This window comes from Serratia marcescens, assembly GCF_001902635.1.
Lineage (GTDB): Bacteria > Pseudomonadota > Gammaproteobacteria > Enterobacterales > Enterobacteriaceae > Serratia > Serratia marcescens_F.
On sequence record NZ_MJAO01000023.1, the window covers coordinates 1 to 16926 of the forward strand.

Sequence of the window (16926 nt, forward strand, 5' to 3'; positions counted from 1 at the left end):
CCACCGACCCGAAAGAGATCGAGGCCGCCTACCACGAACTGCAGAAATTGATGCCGAACGTGCTGGCCTTCAACTCCGACAACCCGGGCAACCCGTTTATGGAAGGGGAAGTCAACGTCGGCATGGTGTGGAACGGTTCCGCCTTCGTGGCGCGCCAGGCCGGCACGCCGCTCGAGATCGTCTGGCCGAAGGAAGGCGGGATCTTCTGGATGGACAGCCTGGCCATTCCGGCCAACGCGCGCAACGTCGAAGGGGCGCTGAAGCTGATCGACTTCCTGCTGCGGCCGGAAATCGCGGTGCAAGTGGCGGAAACCATCGGTTACCCGACGCCGAACCTGGCGGCGAAGAAGCTGTTGTCGCCGGAGATCGCCAACGACAAGTCGCTCTACCCGGATAAAGCGGTGATTGAGCACGGCGAGTGGCAAAACGATGTCGGCGATGCCAGCACGCTGTACGAAAGCTATTTCCAAAAGCTGAAGGCCGGGCGCTGACACGCCTCGCCATCTCATCAGGGCGCGCTTAGCGCCCTGATGCCTTTCTCAGGGCCGATCGGCCCGCTCTACCTTGCCCACCAAGAACTTGTGCACAAAACGCGGCACCACTTCGCTGGCCAGGCCGTAGTGTTTCTCGTCGAACTGGCTCTCCACCTGGCTCGGTTCCAGATTCAGCTCCATGGCGTAAGCGCCGCCCAGCCGCGCCTCATGCACAAAACCGGCAGCCGGATAAACATGGCCGGAAGTACCGATAGCGACGAAGAAATCGGCTTTGCTCAGCGCCTGGTAGATGTCGTCCATGCCCAGCGGCATCTCGCCGAACCATACCACGTGCGGCCGCAGCGGCGCCGGGAACTGGCAGCAGTGGCAGCGATCGTCGACGCTGAGATCGCCGGGCCATGCGAACACCTGGCCCGACTGGGTACAGCGCACCTTCAGCAATTCGCCGTGCATGTGCAGCACCCGCTTACTGCCGGCGCGTTCATGCAGGTTATCGATGTTTTGCGTGACCAGCAGGAAGTTGTCCCCCAGCCACGCTTCCAGATCCGCCAGCGCGCGGTGCGCGGCATTGGGGGCGACTTCCTCCGTCTGCAACTGACGGCGGCGTTCGTTGTAAAACGCCTGCACCAGCGCAGGATCGCGCTGAAAACCTTCCGGCGTGGCGACGTCCTCCACCGGATGCTCTTCCCACAGCCCATCTGCGGCACGGAAGGTGCGAATGCCCGACTCGGCGGAAATGCCGGCCCCGGTCAACACCACCACAAACGGCTTTTTCAACTCAGCCGCCGCCATGGTGTCACGATGAAAAATGCGTGAACGAAAGCGCTGATGCAGCACATGCTTACTCTTGCGAAACTGACACAGCCGATGGCGAGTGTGCATTAACTCTCTCCTTACTTTTCCCTGTTTACCCTTCTTACTTGACGTTGCGGCCAGACGGCAACGCCAATTACTTTGGGCGAGCCAAATTGAGGAACGCGGCGCCGCGCACGCCGCCGGCGTCGCCATAGCGCGCCTTCTCGATGCGCGGCAGCCGGGCCACCCGCAGCAGATGCGCCGGCAGCCGCTGCGGCAACGCCTGGTAAATGGCGTCGAAGTTCGACAGCCCGCCGCCGATCACCACCAGGTGCGGATCCAGCACCGTCAGCAGGTTGCCCAGGCAGATCGCCAGCACGTCCATAAAGCGGTCGACGTGAGCCACCGCCTGCGGCTCGCCCGCCTGATAATGGGCAATGATCTCGGTAGCGGGCAAGTGCCGGCCATAGAAATGGGCGTACATCCATTCGAAACCGCGGCCCGATATGTAATTTTCAATGCAACCCTGATGGCCACACCCGCAGGCGACGCGAGGCACATCACGCCCCAGCACCTCCAGCGCATCCACCGGCAAACGCAGATGGCCGAATTCGCCGGCGATATAGTTACGCCCTGGCACCGTCTTGCCGTCGACGATCAGGCCGCCGCCCACGCCGGTACCGAGGATGATGCCCAGCACCGTCGGGTAGCGGCGAAACTCTTCGTCCCAGGCCTCCGACAGCGCAAAGCAGTTGGCGTCGTTGTCGACCCGCACCTCGCGCCCGATCAGCGCCGCCAGATCGTGCGGCAACGGCCGCCCCATCGCTGCCGGCACGTTGGCGGTAAACAGCGTGCCGTCATCGTCGTTAGGCAGGCCCGGAATGCCGATGCCGACGCTGCCGCGCCGGCCGCAAAACGCATCCGCTTCAAAGGTCAAATCGCGCAGCGTGCCCAGCAACTGCCGGTAATCTTCTCGCGGCGTCGGCACCCGTTTTTGCCAGATACGCTGCAGGTTGTCGTCGAATACCCCCAGCTCAATCTTGGTGCCGCCCATATCGAAACCGTAGTACATAACCCATCCCCAGGCTAAAAAAACGGGGCGGCATCGCTGCCTCCCCGTGGGTTTTATTGTCCGCTCAGCACCCGCGCCGGATCGATGCGGCTGGCGCGCCTGGCCGGATACCAACTGGCCAGCAGGCTAAGCACGATGGCGGTCGCCAGCACGATCAGCACGTCCAGCCAGTGCAGCTCGGAAGGCAGGAAGTCAATGAAGTAGATATCGCCCGACAGGAAGGAATGGCCGACCAGTTTCTCGATGCCCCGAATGATGTTGGTCAGCTGCAACGAGGCGATCACACCGAACACTACGCCGCTCAGGCTGCCCAGCAGCCCGGCCAGCAGCCCGTACCAGATGAAGATGGCGCGGATAAAGCCGTCTTTGGCGCCCAAGGTGCGCAGCACCGCGATGTCGGCGCTTTTGTCTTTCACCGCCATCACCAGCGTGGAGACGATGTTGAAGCAGGCCACGCCGATCACCAGCACCATCGCCAGGTACATGATGGCGCGGATCATCTGGATATCGCGGTACATGTAGCCGTACTTGCCGATCCAGCTCTTGATGTAAATGTAAGAGTTGGTCACCTCGCCGGCGTCGCGCACCAGTTTGTTGGCGGCGAACACGTCGTTCATCTTGAGGGCGATACCCGTGACACTGTCACCCATGTCGAGATACTGCTGCGCGTCGGCCAGCGGTACCAGCGCCAGGCTGTGATCGAGCTGGCCGCTGAGCTGCAAAATGCCGGTCACGTGCAGGCGAATGCGCTTCGGCTGCAGCAGCTTCATCTCAGGATCGCTGTTGGGGATCATCACCGTCACATAGTCGCCCTGCTTGACGCCCAGCGCGTCGGCCACGCCCTTACCGAGGATCACCTGCTGCTCGCCGGGCTTGAAGTTGGCCCAGGCGTCGCCCTGCACATACTGCGGCAGCGCGCTCAGCCGGCTCTCCTGCTGCGGATCAACGCCTTTGACTTCCACCGCGCGCAGCTGCGCGCCGTTCTCCATCAGGCCGGTAAAGTTGATGTACGGCGCGGCGGCCAAAATGCCCGGCACCTTTTCCACCCGTTGCAGAATCGACGGCCAGCCGTTGAACGGCTGATTGACCGGTTCGAGTTCGCCGTGCGGCACCACCGCCAGAATGCGGTTCTTCAGCTCGCGCTCAAAACCGTTCATTGCGCTCAGGCCGACGATCAGCACCGCCACCCCCAGCGCGATGCCGATGGTGGAGATGACCGAAATCAGCGACACCATGCCGCCGCGTTTACGGCCGCGGCTGAAACGCAGGGCCGTCAGGAAGGACAGTGAGGCTCCCGCCATTACTCAGCCCCCATCAGGGTCAGCTGCGCCTGCAGGTGGCCGTCGGCCATTTCCAGCTGGCGGCTCAGGCGCTTGGCCAGCTGCAGATCGTGCGTCACCACCAGGAAAGCGGTGCCCTGGCGCACGTTCAGCTCGCCCAGCAGATCGAAGATGCTGTCCGCGGTGCGTTTGTCCAGGTTACCGGTCGGTTCGTCCGCCAGCACCAGCGCCGGGTTGTTGACCAGCGCGCGCGCGATCGCCACGCGCTGACGCTCGCCGCCGGAGAGTTCGGACGGGCGGTGTTTGCTGCGTTTTTCCAGCCCGACCGCCGCCAGCATCTCCCGCGCCTTCTCCTGCGCCTGCGCCGGCTTGGCGCCGCCGATCAGCAGCGGCATGGCGGCGTTTTCCAGCGCAGTGAAGTCCGGCAGCAGATGGTGGAACTGATAGATGAAGCCCAGCTGGCGGTTGCGCAGCTCGGCCTTGGCCGCCGAAGACATGGCGTTCAGCGATTCGCCCTTGAAAATCACCTCGCCGGAGGTCGGTGAGTCCAGCCCGCCCAGCAGGTGCAACAGGGTACTCTTGCCGGAACCCGAGCTGCCGACGATCGCCATCATCTCGCCCTGCTGCATGGCAAAGCTGACATTGCGCAGCACATCGGTGTGCAGATTGCCTTCCTGATAGGTCTTGCACAGGTTGTCACACTGCAGCAAAAGATGGTTACTCATAACGTAAAGCCTCAGCGGGTTGTACGGCGGCAGCGCGCCATGAAGGATAAAGCGTGGACAACAGAGATACCGCCATCGCCACCACGGCGATGATCGTCACCTGCAGCGGATCGACCGCCACCGGCAGTGAAGCGCCGTCGATCAGCGCGCCGAGGATCGGCATCAGGTTATTCAGGTTGCTGGCCAGCAGCACGCCAAGCAACGTGCCGAGCAGCGAACCGATGATGCCGGCGCTGGCGCCCTGCACCATGAACACCGACATGATCTGGCGGCGGGTCAGCCCCTGGGTTTGCAGAATGGCGACCTCGCCCTGTTTCTCCATCACCAGCAGGCCGAGCGAAGTAATGATGTTAAACGCTGCCACCGCCACGATCAGGCTGAGCAGCAGCCCCATCATGTTTTTCTCCATGCGCACCGCCTGGAACAGTTCGCCCTTGCGATCGCGCCAGTCTTTCCAGACGGTGCCCGCCGGCAGCGCCTGTTGGCTGAGGGTATCGACCGCCAGCGGCTGTTGCAGGAACAGGCGCCAGCCGGTGATATTGCCGGCCGGGTAGCGCATCAGGCGCGAAGCGTCTTGTTGGTTGACCAGCAGCTGATAGCCGTCCACCTCGCTGTTGGCGTGGAAGGTGCCGATGAGGGTGAATAGACGCTGGCTGGGAATGCGGCCCATTGGCGTGAACTGGCTGGCGCTCGGCACCATCATGCGCAGCGAGTCGCCGCGTTTGACGCCGAGTTGCCCCGCCAGCTGTTCGCCGATGATGATGTTGTACTGGCCCGGCTGCAGCTGTTGCTGCTTGACGTTGACCAGATACGGCGTCAGCGGATCGGCTTCATCGGGATTCACGCCGAGCATCACCCCGACCGCCACGCTGCGGGCGCTTTGCAGCACCACGTCACCGGTGGTCAGCGGCGCGACGCGCGTGACGCCCTGCAGTTTCTGCACCTCGGAGGCCGGCAGCTGCTGCGGGTTGACCGATCCTTGCGGACTGGTGACCAACGCCTGCGGCATCAGGCCGAGGATGTTGTCCTCCAGATCCTTTTCGAAACCGTTCATCACCGACAGCACGGTGACCAACGCCATTACCCCCAGCGTAATGCCGATGGTGGAAAGCCAGGAAACAAACCGCCCGAAGCGGTCTGAGGCTCGCCCGCGCATGTAGCGCAGGCCAATGAATAACGCGACAGGTTGATACATGAAATCCGTTTGATAGCCGTGGCTTAAGCAAAGTGATCATGGATAATAAAGGCTCTACCTCATTTAGGGAACACCCGGCGGCCTTTTATTGCGCCGGGCGCTGCCTCACCCAGCATCACGCTTGAGCAGGTTATAGACCGACACCCGCGAGATGCCGAGCGCTTCGGCCACCATGGTGGCCGCGCCGCGCAGCTGTAAATACCCCTGCTGCTTCAGCTGTTGCACCACCTGAAACCGCTGTTCCGAAGACAGCGCGCGCGGCTGGGTGGCGTGCGATGCGGCAAACGCGTTGATCGCCGCGGCGATGTCCGACAGCGAGCGGGCACTCTCTGCCGCCTGCGGCGCGGCGCTTTGCACCACCGCCGTCAGCTGCTGCAGGATAGCGGTGACGCTGTTGAAGATGGACACATCCAGATTGAGGCAAATCGCCGCCACAAAGCGGCCCTGGCTATTGCGCAGGCCGATCGAGGTGCTCTTGGCCGGGCGCCCGTCCGGAAACACGCTGGCGTAGTTCTGCACCACGTCAGGAAACTCCGGCGACGCGATACGCTCCAGCCCCATTTCCGTCGCGGCGTCGCCGATGCGGCGATTGGACAGGTTGTTGGCGATGGCGACGATGGCGCGATCGGGCTGAGTCAGATCGTGCAGCACCACTTCGCAACCGGGCGCGAACATCGTGCCCAGCGCCTGAACAATTTTTTCCGCTTCGCGCAGCAACAGCGCATTTTCCTGCCTGAGATCGCTCATTGAGTTAACCATTTGACAATAACTTTACAAAGAGTAAATTAAAAATCCGTATCAAGCAATGCATCGTCCATCACTTACCTGCGCGAGGTCGTCATGAGTTCAGCCCCACACTGCATCACCGCCGCCGATATTGCCACCGCCGCCGACGTTATCGCCGGGCATGCCCTGCGCACGCCGGTCATGACCTCGCGCCAGGCCGACCAGATCGTCGGCGCGCAGCTGTTCTTCAAGTGTGAGAATTTTCAGCGTATCGGCGCCTTCAAATTTCGCGGTGCCTATAACGCCATCGCTCAACTCAGCGCGGCGCAGCGCCGGGCCGGGGTGATCGCCTTTTCATCCGGCAACCATGCGCAGGCGATGGCGCTGGCGGCGCGCGAATTGGGCGTTAGCGTCACTATCGTGATGCCCCATGACGCACCGGCGGCCAAGCTGGCGGCGACGCGCGGCTACGGCGCTAACGTGGTCATCTATCAGCGCCACAGCGAAGATCGTGAAGAAATCACCCGGCGTCTGGCCGCAGAGCGGGGCCTGACACTGGTGCCGCCTTATGATTACCCGCAGGTGATCGCCGGCCAGGGCACCGCCGCCAAAGAGCTGTTTGAAGAAACCGGGCCGTTGGACCTGCTGTTGGTGTGCACCGGCGGCGGCGGCCTGTTGGCCGGCAGCGCGGTCGCGGCGCATCACTGGTCGCCGGGCTGCCGGGTGTTCGGCGTCGAACCCGAAGCCGGTAACGACGTTCAGCAAGCCTTTCAGCGCGGCGAACCGGTACATATCCCGGTGCCGAAAACCATCGCCGACGGCGCGCAGATCCAGCAGGTCGGGCGGTTGACCTTCCCGATCATTCAAACCTATGTCGAAGGCATCCTGACGGTCAGTGACGCCCAGCTATGCCGGCAAATGCGCTTCTTTATGGAACGGATGAAAATGGTGGTTGAGCCGACCGGCTGCCTGGCGGCCGCGGCGGCGATGAACGGCCTGCTCGATCTGCGCGGTAAAAAGGTCGGCGTTATCGTGAGCGGCGGCAACCTCGACGTCGACAAGATTGCGCAATATCTCGCCCTGGCCGGCGAAAATTAACGCAGCCAACCGGTTAAATTTCAGGCGGAACATCAGGGTGTAGCGCTTTTAGCTGTGTCAGTTTGGCGGCCGCTGGGCTACTATAAACAGCATAAAGGCGCTGGGTTATCCGTGCCGGGGCGCAATCTAACACATTGATTAAAGATACCTGAATGAGCACTTCCGATAGCCATAACCGTTCCTCATCCCCCCGTTATTCTCTGCCCGATCGCGCGGGCGATCTGCGCCAGCTGGGGCAACTGACCGGCGCGGCCTGCGCCGTGGAGTACGCCGAGATCGTCGAGCGCCACAATGGCCCGGTGATGCTGATCGCGCCGGACATGCAAAACGCCCTGCGGCTGCGCGACGAGATCCAGCAGTTCACCGACCAGATGGTCACCACGCTGTCCGACTGGGAAACCCTGCCGTACGACAGCTTCTCGCCGCACCAAGAGATCATCTCCGCCCGCCTGTCGAGTCTGTATCATCTGCCGACCATGGCGCGCGGCGTGATCATTCTGCCGGTCAACACCCTGATGCAGCGCGTCTGCCCGCACGAGTTCCTGCACGGCCATGCGCTGGTGATGAAGAAAGGCCAGCGCCTGTCGCGCGACACGCTGCGCGCGCAGCTGGAACAGGCCGGCTACCGCAGCGTCGATCAGGTGATGGAGCACGGCGAATTCGCCACCCGCGGCGCGTTGCTCGATCTTTACCCGATGGGTAGCGAAGAACCTTACCGTATCGACTTCTTCGATGACGAAATCGACAGCCTGCGCATCTTCGACGTCGATACCCAGCGCACGCTGAGCGAAGTCGAGGCCATCAATCTGCTGCCGGCCCACGAGTTCCCCACCGACAAGAACGCCATCGAGCTGTTCCGCAGCCAGTGGCGCGAGCAGTTTGAGGTGCGCCGCGACGCCGAGCACATCTATCAGCAGGTCAGCAAAAGCGCCTGGCCGGCCGGTATCGAATACTGGCAACCGCTGTTCTTCAGCCAGCCGCTGCCATCGCTGTTCAGCTACCTGCCGACCAATACGCTGATCGTCAACACCGGCGATCTGGAGAGCGCCGCCGAGCGCTTCTGGCAGGACGTCAACCAGCGTTACGAAAGCCGCCGCATCGATCCGATGCGCCCGCTGTTGGCGCCGGATACGCTGTGGCTGCGCGTCGACGCGCTGTTTGGCGAGCTGAAGGCCTGGCCGCGCATCGCGCTGAAAACCGATGAGCTGCCGGCCAAGGCCGGCAATACCAATCTGGACTACCATGCCCTGCCCGATCTGGCGGTACAGGCGCAGCATAAATCCCCGCTGGATAACCTGCGGCGCTTTATCGAAGGCTTCGACGGCAGCGTGATTTTCTCCGTCGAGAGCGAGGGGCGGCGTGAAACGCTGCAGGATCTGCTCGGCCGCATCAAGCTGGCACCGGCGTTGATTCAGCGTCTCGATCAGGCGGAAGCCACGGGCCGTTACATGATGGTCGGCGCCGCCGAACACGGCTTCCTCGACGGCCTGCGCCAGCGGGCGCTGATCTGCGAAAGCGATCTGCTCGGCGAGCGCGTCAGCCGCCGCCGGCAGGACAACCGGCGTACCATCAACACCGATACCCTGATCCGCAACCTGGCGGAGCTGCATCCCGGCCAGCCGGTGGTGCACCTGGAGCACGGCGTTGGCCGCTACGTCGGCCTGACCACGCTGGAAGCGGGCGGCATCAAGGCCGAGTACCTGATCCTCTCCTACGCCGGTGAGGACAAACTGTACGTGCCGGTTTCTTCGCTGCATCTGATCAGCCGTTACGCCGGCGGCGCGGACGAAAACGCCCCGCTGCACAAACTGGGCGGTGACGCCTGGACGCGCGCGCGGCAGAAAGCGGCCGAGCGGGTGCGCGACGTGGCGGCGGAGCTACTGGATATTTACGCCCAGCGCGCCGCCAAGGCCGGTTTTGCCTTCAAACACAACCGCGAACAGTACCAGCTGTTCTGCCAGAGCTTCCCGTTCGAAACCACGCCGGACCAGGAACAGGCGATCAATGCGGTGCTGAGCGACATGTGCCAGCCGCTGGCGATGGATCGCCTGGTGTGCGGCGACGTCGGCTTCGGCAAAACCGAAGTGGCGATGCGCGCCGCTTTCCTGGCGGTGGAAAACGGCAAGCAGGTGGCGGTGCTGGTGCCGACCACCCTGCTGGCGCAACAGCACTTCGACAACTTCCGCGATCGCTTCGCCACCTGGCCGATCCGCATCGAGATGATGTCGCGCTTCCGCAGCGCCAAAGAGCAGCAGCAGGTGCTGGACGACGCGGCCGAAGGCAAGGTAGACATCATCATCGGCACCCACAAGCTGTTGCAAAGCGATCTGCGCTGGAAAGATTTGGGGCTGCTGATCGTCGATGAAGAGCACCGCTTCGGCGTGCGCCACAAAGAGCGCATCAAGGCGATGCGCGCCGACGTCGATATCCTGACGCTGACCGCCACGCCGATCCCGCGTACCCTGAACATGGCAATGAGCGGCATGCGCGATCTGTCGATCATCGCCACCCCACCGGCGCGCCGGCTGGCGGTGAAGACCTTCGTGCGCGAATACGACAGCCTGGTGGTGCGCGAGGCGATCCTGCGCGAAGTGCTGCGCGGCGGCCAGGTTTACTACCTCTACAACGACGTGGAAAACATCGAGAAAGCGGCGCAGCGCCTGGCGGAACTGGTGCCGGAAGCGCGTATTGCCATCGGCCACGGCCAGATGCGCGAACGCGATCTGGAACGGGTGATGAACGATTTCCACCACCAGCGCTTCAACGTGCTGGTGTGCACCACCATCATCGAGACCGGCATCGATATCCCCAGCGCCAACACCATCATCATCGAGCGCGCCGATCGCTTCGGCCTGGCGCAGCTGCACCAACTGCGCGGCCGCGTCGGGCGTTCGCACCACCAGGCTTACGCCTACCTGTTGACGCCGAACCCGAAAGCCATGGGCACCGACGCCCATAAGCGGCTGGAGGCCATCGCGTCGCTGGAAGATCTCGGCGCCGGTTTCGCGCTGGCAACCCACGATCTGGAGATCCGCGGCGCCGGCGAGCTGCTGGGCGAAGACCAGAGCGGCCAGATGACCACCGTCGGCTTCTCGCTCTACATGGAGCTGCTGGAAAGCGCCGTCGATGCGTTGAAAAACGGTCGCGAGCCGTCGCTGGAGGATCTCACCAGCAGCCAGACCGAAGTGGAGCTGCGTATGCCGGCGCTGCTGCCGGAAGATTTCATTCCTGACGTCAACACCCGCCTGTCGCTGTACAAACGCATCGCCAGCGCCAAGAACGACGGCGAGCTGGATGAGCTGAAGGTGGAGCTGATCGACCGCTTCGGCCAGTTGCCGGACGCGGCGCGCAACCTGTTGCAGTGCGCGGCGCTGCGCCTGCATGCGCAGAAGCTGGGCATCAAACGCATCGAGAGCAACGAGCGCGGCGGCTTTATCGAGTTCGGCGACAACAACCGCGTCGATCCCGGTTATCTGATCGGCCTGTTGCAAGGCAATCCGCAGGTGTACCGTCTGGACGGGCCGAGCAAGCTGAAGTTCACGCTCGACCTGGCCGATCGCCAGAAGCGCCTGACGTTCACCGAAGAACTGCTGAACGCCTTCCGCGAACACACGCTGGCAGCCTGAAACAACGCCTCCCGCGGCAACGGCGGGAGGCGGCTTATTCGCGCGGGAAACCGGCCCCCAACGGTGCCAGCTGCATTACGCGGCTGGCCACCACGCGGTTTTTACCGCTGCGCTTCGCCTCATACAACGCGTCGTCGGTCATGGCGATCGCCTTGTCCAGCGTCATGCCGGGCAGATACAACGACACGCCGATCGACATCGTGATGTGCGCTTCATCGTGGGCATTCAGCAAGAATGTCGAGCTCTCCACCGCGCTGCGAATGCGCTCCGCCACCCCGCCGATGACCTGCGGATCGTAGCTGGCGGTGATCACCATAAACTCCTCGCCGCCATAGCGCCCGACGAAGTCCTCGTTGCGCACGCTGTTTTGCAGCAGCCGGCCGACGCTGGCCAACAGCACGTCGCCGGCCGGATGGCCGTAGGTGTCGTTGATCTTTTTAAAATCATCCAGATCGAGGATCATCAGCCCGCACGGGCGGCGTTCGGCGCGCTGCAGCATCAGGTGGTAGTCGACGCTGGCGCGGTTGTTGATGTGGGTCAGGCTATCGGTGGTAGCGCGTGCGCGCATCGCGAAATAGGCGTAGATATGGCGTTCTTTGAAATTCAGCGCATGGTAGCAAATCGCCAGGCAGAGCGCGGAAACCGCCTGGTATAACAGCACGTCCAGCCACAGCCCGTTCATATCCACCAGCAGCCACACCACCGCGATGCGATACAGCGCGATGGCGCCGATCGTCAGGTAAAACACCCAGTGTGATTTCTTGAGCCACACCCGCGACAGCAGCAGCGGCACGAGGATCGAGGCGATAAACAGGTTATCGACGGTGAAACCGCCGGTCAGCGCCATAGCGAACAGATAGCTCACCAGCCCACTGACGCCGCCGCCGAAAAAGGTCACCAAAACCATCGGGATCATCGAAAAGCTGTAGTGCACCTTGTCGGTCAACTCCAGCCGGTCCTGGCTTAAATAGAGCACCGCCACCCCGGCCAGCAGGCCGAAAACGACGCGCTTCCACAATGCGGAGCGGTAGGAGAAAGGCGCGTTCTTGCTGAGAACGAAATAGCTTACCGACAGCGTGGCGTAGGTGATGCAGGCGTCGCTGTAAATGGCGGGAATGGACGCAATGTAAGTCATAAATAGTCAGCGCGCTCCTCGGGCTCGCAGGGGATTGATGTGCAGACGTTGAATCACCCATCCCTGTCGTCTCCGCTTCGGCGGCGGCTATTTTTGCACAGTCTATTAATAGAGTAGCAGTTCTATCTTATCGCCAAGCCGTCTATCTCACTGTGGACGCTTCGGGCTACTCTGTCCTGTCTGTTATCGGAGGGAGAACCGCATGAATATCGACGATGAACTGCACGCGCTCAGCGAACAGGAAGCGACGCTGACCTTTACGCATTTTGACGCCGCCACCGCCTGGGAGCTGGGCGCCGCGCTAAAAACCGCCGCCGAGCGGCGCGGTCTGAGCATCGCCATCGAGATCCAACTGGCCGGGCAAACGCTGTTCTATTACGCCATGCCGGGCGCGACGCCGGACATCGCCGACTGGGTGCGGCGAAAACGCAATCTGGTGAACCATTTTCACAAAAGCTCTTACGCCATTGGCCTGCGCCTGCAACAGCGCCAAACCTCACTGGAGGAGCGTTACGGGCTGAGCGTGCGCGACTATTCGGTGCACGGCGGCGCCTTCCCGCTCAGCCTGGCCGGCAGCGGCTGCATCGGCAGCATCAGCATCTCCGGTGCGCCGCAGAAGGAAGATCACCAGCTGCTGGTGAGCACTTTAGCCCACTTTCTCGGCTTATCCCTCCCCGCCCTCAGCTAGCCGGTAAAACCCTGATTATTCCTTTCCATTGCAGCCGCAGAATCTGCGGCTGACTTATCCACTCATGGCATTTAGCGCCAGAGAAAATAGCGACTCTCCGATTTCCTGCGCCAAATTGATGCAGGTCTGGTAATCCGCTGAACAAAAGGCGTATGGTATCTGTCACGTGACAAGACGGACCTCATCGGGCCCGCCATTCCTTTCACTTTTGAAGATTTGGTACGCACCGTAGATGAAAACGCATGAAATAAGCAAAATTCGCCCCTTCAGCGCGCTGATAGACGCCTGCTGGCGGGAACCTTACAACCTGACGCGCTTACTGAAAGACGCCATCGCCGGGGTGACGGTCGGCATTATCGCCATTCCGCTGGCGATGGCGCTGGCTATCGCCAGCGGCGTGCCGCCGCAGTACGGCCTGTATACCGCCGCCATCGCCGGTATCGTCATCGCCGTCAGCGGTGGCTCGCGCTACAGCGTCTCCGGCCCCACCGCCGCCTTCGTGGTGATCCTCTATCCGGTTTCGCAGCAGTTCGGCCTGGCCGGCCTGCTGGTTGCCACGCTGATCTCCGGAGTATTTCTGCTGCTGATGGGGCTGGCGCGCTTTGGCCGGTTGATCGAATACATTCCGCTGCCGGTGACGCTCGGCTTTACCTCCGGTATCGCCATCACCATCGCCACCATGCAGATCAAGGACTTCTTCGGCCTGCAGCTGGCGCACACGCCGGAAAATTACGTCGGCAAGCTGTACGCCCTGCTGCAGGCGCTGCCGACGCTGGATTTCGGCGATACCCTGATCGGCGCGGTGACGCTGCTGATCCTGATCTTCTGGCCCAAACTCGGTCTGCGGGTACCCGGCCACCTGCCGGCACTGCTGGCGGGCACCGCGCTGATGGGGCTGCTGACGCTGTTTGACCACCCGGTGGCGACCATCGGCTCCCGCTTCAGCTACCTGCTGGCCGACGGCAGCAGCGGCCACGGCATTCCGCCGATCCTGCCGCAGCTGCTGCTGCCCTGGGATCTGCCGGGGGGCGGCGGGCAGCCGTTCACCCTGAGCTGGCAAACCGTTTCCGCCCTGTTGCCGGCGGCGTTCTCGATGGCGATGCTCGGCGCGATCGAATCGCTGCTGTGCGCGGTGGTGCTCGACGGTATGACCGGCAAGAAGCATAACTCCAACAGCGAGCTGATCGGCCAGGGTGCTGGCAACATCATCGCGCCGTTCTTTGGCGGCATCACCGCCACCGCCGCCATCGCCCGTTCGGCGGCCAACGTGCGCGCCGGTGCCACTTCGCCGGTGTCCGCCATCATCCACGCGCTGCTGGTGCTGTTGGCACTGCTGGTATTGGCGCCGTGGCTCTCTTATCTGCCGCTGGCGGCGATGGCGGCGCTGCTGCTGATGGTCGCCTGGAACATGAGCGAGGCGCACAAGGTGGTCTATCTGCTGCGCCGGGCACCGAAAGACGACATTCTGGTGCTGCTGCTGTGCATGTCGCTGACGGTGCTGTTCGACATGGTGATCGCCATTACCGTGGGCATCGTGCTGGCTTCGCTGCTGTTTATGCGCCGTATCGCCCGGATGACAAAACTGAGCGAGCTGAGCGCCGACGACGGCCGCCTGGTGCTGCGGGTGAACGGCCCGCTGTTCTTCGCGGCTGCCGAGCGCATCTTTACTGAATTGCTGGCGCGCAGCGAGGGCTACCGAACGATCGTGCTGCAGTGGGATGCGGTGCCGGTGCTGGACGCCGGCGGCCTGAGCGCCCTGCAGCGTTTTATCGACGTGCTGCCGGCGGGCAAGAAGCTGGTGATCACCGACGTGCCGTTCCAGCCGCTGAAAACCCTGGCGCGCGCGCGGGTGCAGCCGATCGCGGGCCGCTTGCAGTTCTATCCGACGCTGCCGGAAGCGCTGGCGGCCACCGGCGTCTAAACGTAAAAAAGCCCGACGAGTCGGGCTTTTTTTATGGCGATGAGCGCTTAGTTGCTGGTATCCAGCTCCGGGAAGCTCTTCACCAGGTCGTCGATGGCTTTCATCTGCGCCAGGAACGGCTCCAGCTTGTCCAACGGCAGCGCGGACGGGCCGTCGCACTTGGCGTTTTTCGGATCCGGGTGCGCTTCGAGGAACAAGCCGGCCAGGCCGACCGCCATGCCGGCGCGTGCCAGCTCGGCCACCTGCGCACGACGGCCGCCGGATGCGGCGCCGAACGGATCGCGGGTCTGCAGCGCGTGAGTTACGTCGAAGATCACCGGATGGCCGCCGGTCACGTTCTTCATCACGTTGATGCCCAGCATGTCGACCACCAGGTTGTCATAGCCAAAGTTGCTGCCGCGATCGCACAGGATCACCTGGTCGTTGCCGCCCTCTTTGAACTTGTCGACGATGTTGCCCATCTGACCCGGGCTGACGAACTGCGGTTTCTTGACGTTGATCACCGCGCCGGTTTTCGCCATCGCTTCCACCAGATCGGTCTGGCGCGCCAGGAAGGCCGGCAGCTGGATCACGTCAACCACTTCAGAAACCGGCTGAGCCTGCGCCGCTTCGTGAACGTCGGTGATGATTTTCACGCCGAAGGTTTTTTTCAGCTCTTCGAAGATCTTCATCCCTTCTTCCAGGCCCGGACCGCGGTACGAGTGGATGGAAGAACGGTTGGCCTTGTCGAAAGAGGCTTTGAATACGTAAGGGATGCCCAGTTTTTGCGTCACGGTGACGTAGTGCTCGCAGATGCTCATCGCCAGATCGCGCGATTCCAGCACGTTCATACCGCCAAACAGCACAAACGGCAGATCGTTTGCTACGTCGATGTCGCCAATGCTAACCACTTTCTGTTTCATGCTTTCGCCTTTGTTAAGGTTGTAACCGTCGCCTTGCAAACTGCACGGAGTCATTGAATTAATGCAGCGTTACCTGTTTCGGCTCAATCGAATGGATCTGCACTTTGATCACTTCGCTGACCGGATCTTCCGGACACTGCTCGACAAAATAGTTGAGGTCGGAAATCGCGATATGGTTGCACTCCAACTGGGCGTAAATCAGCCCGCGATCGCGGATCTCGTACGGATCTTCCGGATCGAAACACAGCACCGTTTCGCTGGTGCGCAGCGCCATTTCCAGCTGCTTTTCTTCCATCAGGGCGGCCTTCAGCGTATCCAGCATCTTGCGCACCACCATGATGTTCTCCGACTCGTCGAGGTCGTCGTCTTCCAGCTCGGCCCCCAGCCCCAGGTTGCCCTTGATCCACACTTCCAGCTGATGCTCGCTCAGGGTTTCGCCGTTCAGCGGGTTGATCAGCCACAGTTCTTCATCCAGCCAATCGGCGCGCAGGATCAGCTGAGTGGGGAAAATCACCGGCAACAAAGGCAGATCCAGCGCGTTGGCGATATGCAGGAAGATGGTGCCCAGCGAGACCGGCGTGCCCTGCCGCCCCTCCAGCACCTTGTCCAGCCAGATGGCGTCCGACAGGCGGTACACGCCGCTGGCACCGCCGAATCCCCAAGTCTTGTAGAACAGTTCGATGAGCGCATCCAGTTGCTGCTCCTGAGTGATATCTTCCGGCACCACCGCGCGCGCTTCGTCCACCAGCTGTTGCAGCTTGCGCTCCACGTCGGCAGCCGGGAAATCGCGCCGCACCGACTGCGACACCAGGATCACCCCTTCGCTCAGCGGCGAGGTGTTAAATTCAAAATCAGCAATGCTACTCATAAGTATCCCATCAGAAACGGTATTTTCGTCGTGGCAAGTTTAATTATCAGGTACAGGCAGCCCAACGCCAGCACGAACGCCACGGTTCGCAGCCGCTGACTTTTGGTCTTCTTGCCCAATGCGACGTAGCCAAGCAGGATATAGATAATAACGCCAAACAGCTTCTCGGTCAGCCATGAGTCCATACCCAGCAGCGGATAAAACCCGAACGTCACCACCAGCGCGATGCCGCTGACGAACAGCAGCGTATCGTTCAGGTGCGGCGCGATCTTGATCCAGCGGCGGCCCATGATCGGCGAACTGCGCCACTGCCAATAGAAACGCAGCACAAACAAGGTAATACTGATGGCGACCGTCAGCAAATGGAAATGTTTCAACGCGGTGTATGCAGTCATGATGCT

General features: G+C 62.1%; 15 protein-coding genes. 5 read left to right on the forward strand and 10 right to left on the reverse strand.

The features are described 5' to 3' along the window. Nucleotides 1-491, forward strand: a 491-nt coding sequence (locus tag BHU62_RS19610; RefSeq protein ID WP_139282300.1) for an extracellular solute-binding protein, incomplete at its 5' end; no start/stop codon positions are given. Between the two features lie 48 nt (nucleotides 492-539). Here the strand turns inward: BHU62_RS19610 and cobB are convergent. The 6 genes from cobB to BHU62_RS19640 form a co-directional block, all read right to left on the reverse strand. Next, nucleotides 540-1376, reverse strand: a complete 837-nt coding sequence (gene cobB, locus BHU62_RS19615) for a Sir2 family NAD+-dependent deacetylase (protein ID WP_073533780.1) — start codon at nucleotides 1374-1376, stop codon at nucleotides 540-542. 67 nt (nucleotides 1377-1443) lie between these two features. Then, nucleotides 1444-2361, reverse strand: coding sequence for an N-acetylglucosamine kinase (gene nagK / locus BHU62_RS19620; RefSeq protein ID WP_073533782.1), 918 nt, complete (start codon nucleotides 2359-2361; stop codon nucleotides 1444-1446). Nucleotides 2362-2414: 53 nt separating this feature from the next. Beyond that, nucleotides 2415-3662 carry a lipoprotein-releasing ABC transporter permease subunit LolE gene (gene lolE, locus BHU62_RS19625; protein WP_073533784.1) on the reverse strand — a complete coding sequence of 416 codons (1248 nt, stop codon included), beginning with the start codon at nucleotides 3660-3662 and terminating at the stop codon, nucleotides 2415-2417. Continuing rightward, on the reverse strand, nucleotides 3662-4366 hold the full coding sequence (gene lolD, locus BHU62_RS19630; RefSeq protein WP_004941120.1) for a lipoprotein-releasing ABC transporter ATP-binding protein LolD: 705 nt from the start codon (nucleotides 4364-4366) through the stop codon (nucleotides 3662-3664). The genes lolE and lolD overlap by 1 nt, the downstream gene beginning before the upstream one ends. Beyond that, a complete protein-coding gene (gene lolC / locus BHU62_RS19635) occupies nucleotides 4359-5561 on the reverse strand; it encodes a lipoprotein-releasing ABC transporter permease subunit LolC (RefSeq protein ID WP_073533785.1) in 1203 nt (400 codons plus the stop codon). The genes lolD and lolC overlap by 8 nt, the downstream gene beginning before the upstream one ends. 105 nt (nucleotides 5562-5666) lie before the next feature. After that, nucleotides 5667-6308, reverse strand: a complete 642-nt coding sequence (locus BHU62_RS19640; protein ID WP_073533786.1) for a transcriptional regulator — start codon at nucleotides 6306-6308, stop codon at nucleotides 5667-5669. Between the two features lie 93 nt (nucleotides 6309-6401). On the opposite strand from BHU62_RS19640, the gene BHU62_RS19645 reads away from it, so the two are divergent. Both BHU62_RS19645 and mfd read left to right on the forward strand, forming a co-directional pair. After that, nucleotides 6402-7385: a threo-3-hydroxy-L-aspartate ammonia-lyase gene (locus BHU62_RS19645; RefSeq protein WP_073533787.1), complete on the forward strand. Its 984-nt coding sequence runs from the start codon at nucleotides 6402-6404 to the stop codon at nucleotides 7383-7385. 152 nt (nucleotides 7386-7537) lie between these two features. After that, nucleotides 7538-11011 carry a transcription-repair coupling factor gene (mfd, locus tag BHU62_RS19650; protein WP_073533788.1) on the forward strand — a complete coding sequence of 1158 codons (3474 nt, stop codon included), beginning with the start codon at nucleotides 7538-7540 and terminating at the stop codon, nucleotides 11009-11011. Nucleotides 11012-11045: 34 nt separating this feature from the next. Here mfd and BHU62_RS19655 read toward each other — a convergent pair whose 3' ends face one another. Continuing rightward, the gene (locus BHU62_RS19655; protein ID WP_073533789.1) at nucleotides 11046-12146 is read right to left on the reverse strand and encodes a GGDEF domain-containing protein; all 1101 of its coding nucleotides are present in this window, start codon (nucleotides 12144-12146) and stop codon (nucleotides 11046-11048) included. Nucleotides 12147-12348: 202 nt separating this feature from the next. On the opposite strand from BHU62_RS19655, the gene BHU62_RS19660 reads away from it, so the two are divergent. Together BHU62_RS19660 and dauA are read left to right on the forward strand one after the other, a co-directional pair. Next, the gene (locus BHU62_RS19660) at nucleotides 12349-12834 is read left to right on the forward strand and encodes a heme-degrading domain-containing protein (protein ID WP_073533790.1); all 486 of its coding nucleotides are present in this window, start codon (nucleotides 12349-12351) and stop codon (nucleotides 12832-12834) included. Between the two features lie 232 nt (nucleotides 12835-13066). Further along, entirely contained in the window at nucleotides 13067-14755 is a 1689-nt protein-coding gene (gene dauA, locus BHU62_RS19665) for a C4-dicarboxylic acid transporter DauA (RefSeq protein WP_073533791.1), read from the forward strand. Nucleotides 14756-14802: 47 nt separating this feature from the next. On the opposite strand, the gene kdsA is transcribed toward dauA, so the two are convergent. Genes kdsA through BHU62_RS19680 form a run of 3 tightly spaced genes read right to left on the reverse strand, consistent with a single transcriptional unit; the run spans nucleotide 14803 to nucleotide 16923 of the window. After that, nucleotides 14803-15657 carry a 3-deoxy-8-phosphooctulonate synthase gene (gene kdsA / locus BHU62_RS19670; RefSeq protein ID WP_038872048.1) on the reverse strand — a complete coding sequence of 285 codons (855 nt, stop codon included), beginning with the start codon at nucleotides 15655-15657 and terminating at the stop codon, nucleotides 14803-14805. A 58-nt stretch (nucleotides 15658-15715) separates the two neighbouring features. Then, on the reverse strand, nucleotides 15716-16525 hold the full coding sequence (gene sirB1, locus BHU62_RS19675) for an invasion regulator SirB1 (RefSeq protein ID WP_073533792.1): 810 nt from the start codon (nucleotides 16523-16525) through the stop codon (nucleotides 15716-15718). Continuing rightward, nucleotides 16522-16923 (reverse strand): SirB2 family protein, encoded by a 402-nt coding sequence (locus BHU62_RS19680; protein ID WP_171971336.1) that lies wholly within the window; start codon nucleotides 16921-16923, stop codon nucleotides 16522-16524. The genes sirB1 and BHU62_RS19680 overlap by 4 nt, the downstream gene beginning before the upstream one ends. Nucleotides 16924-16926: the final 3 nt, after the last annotated feature.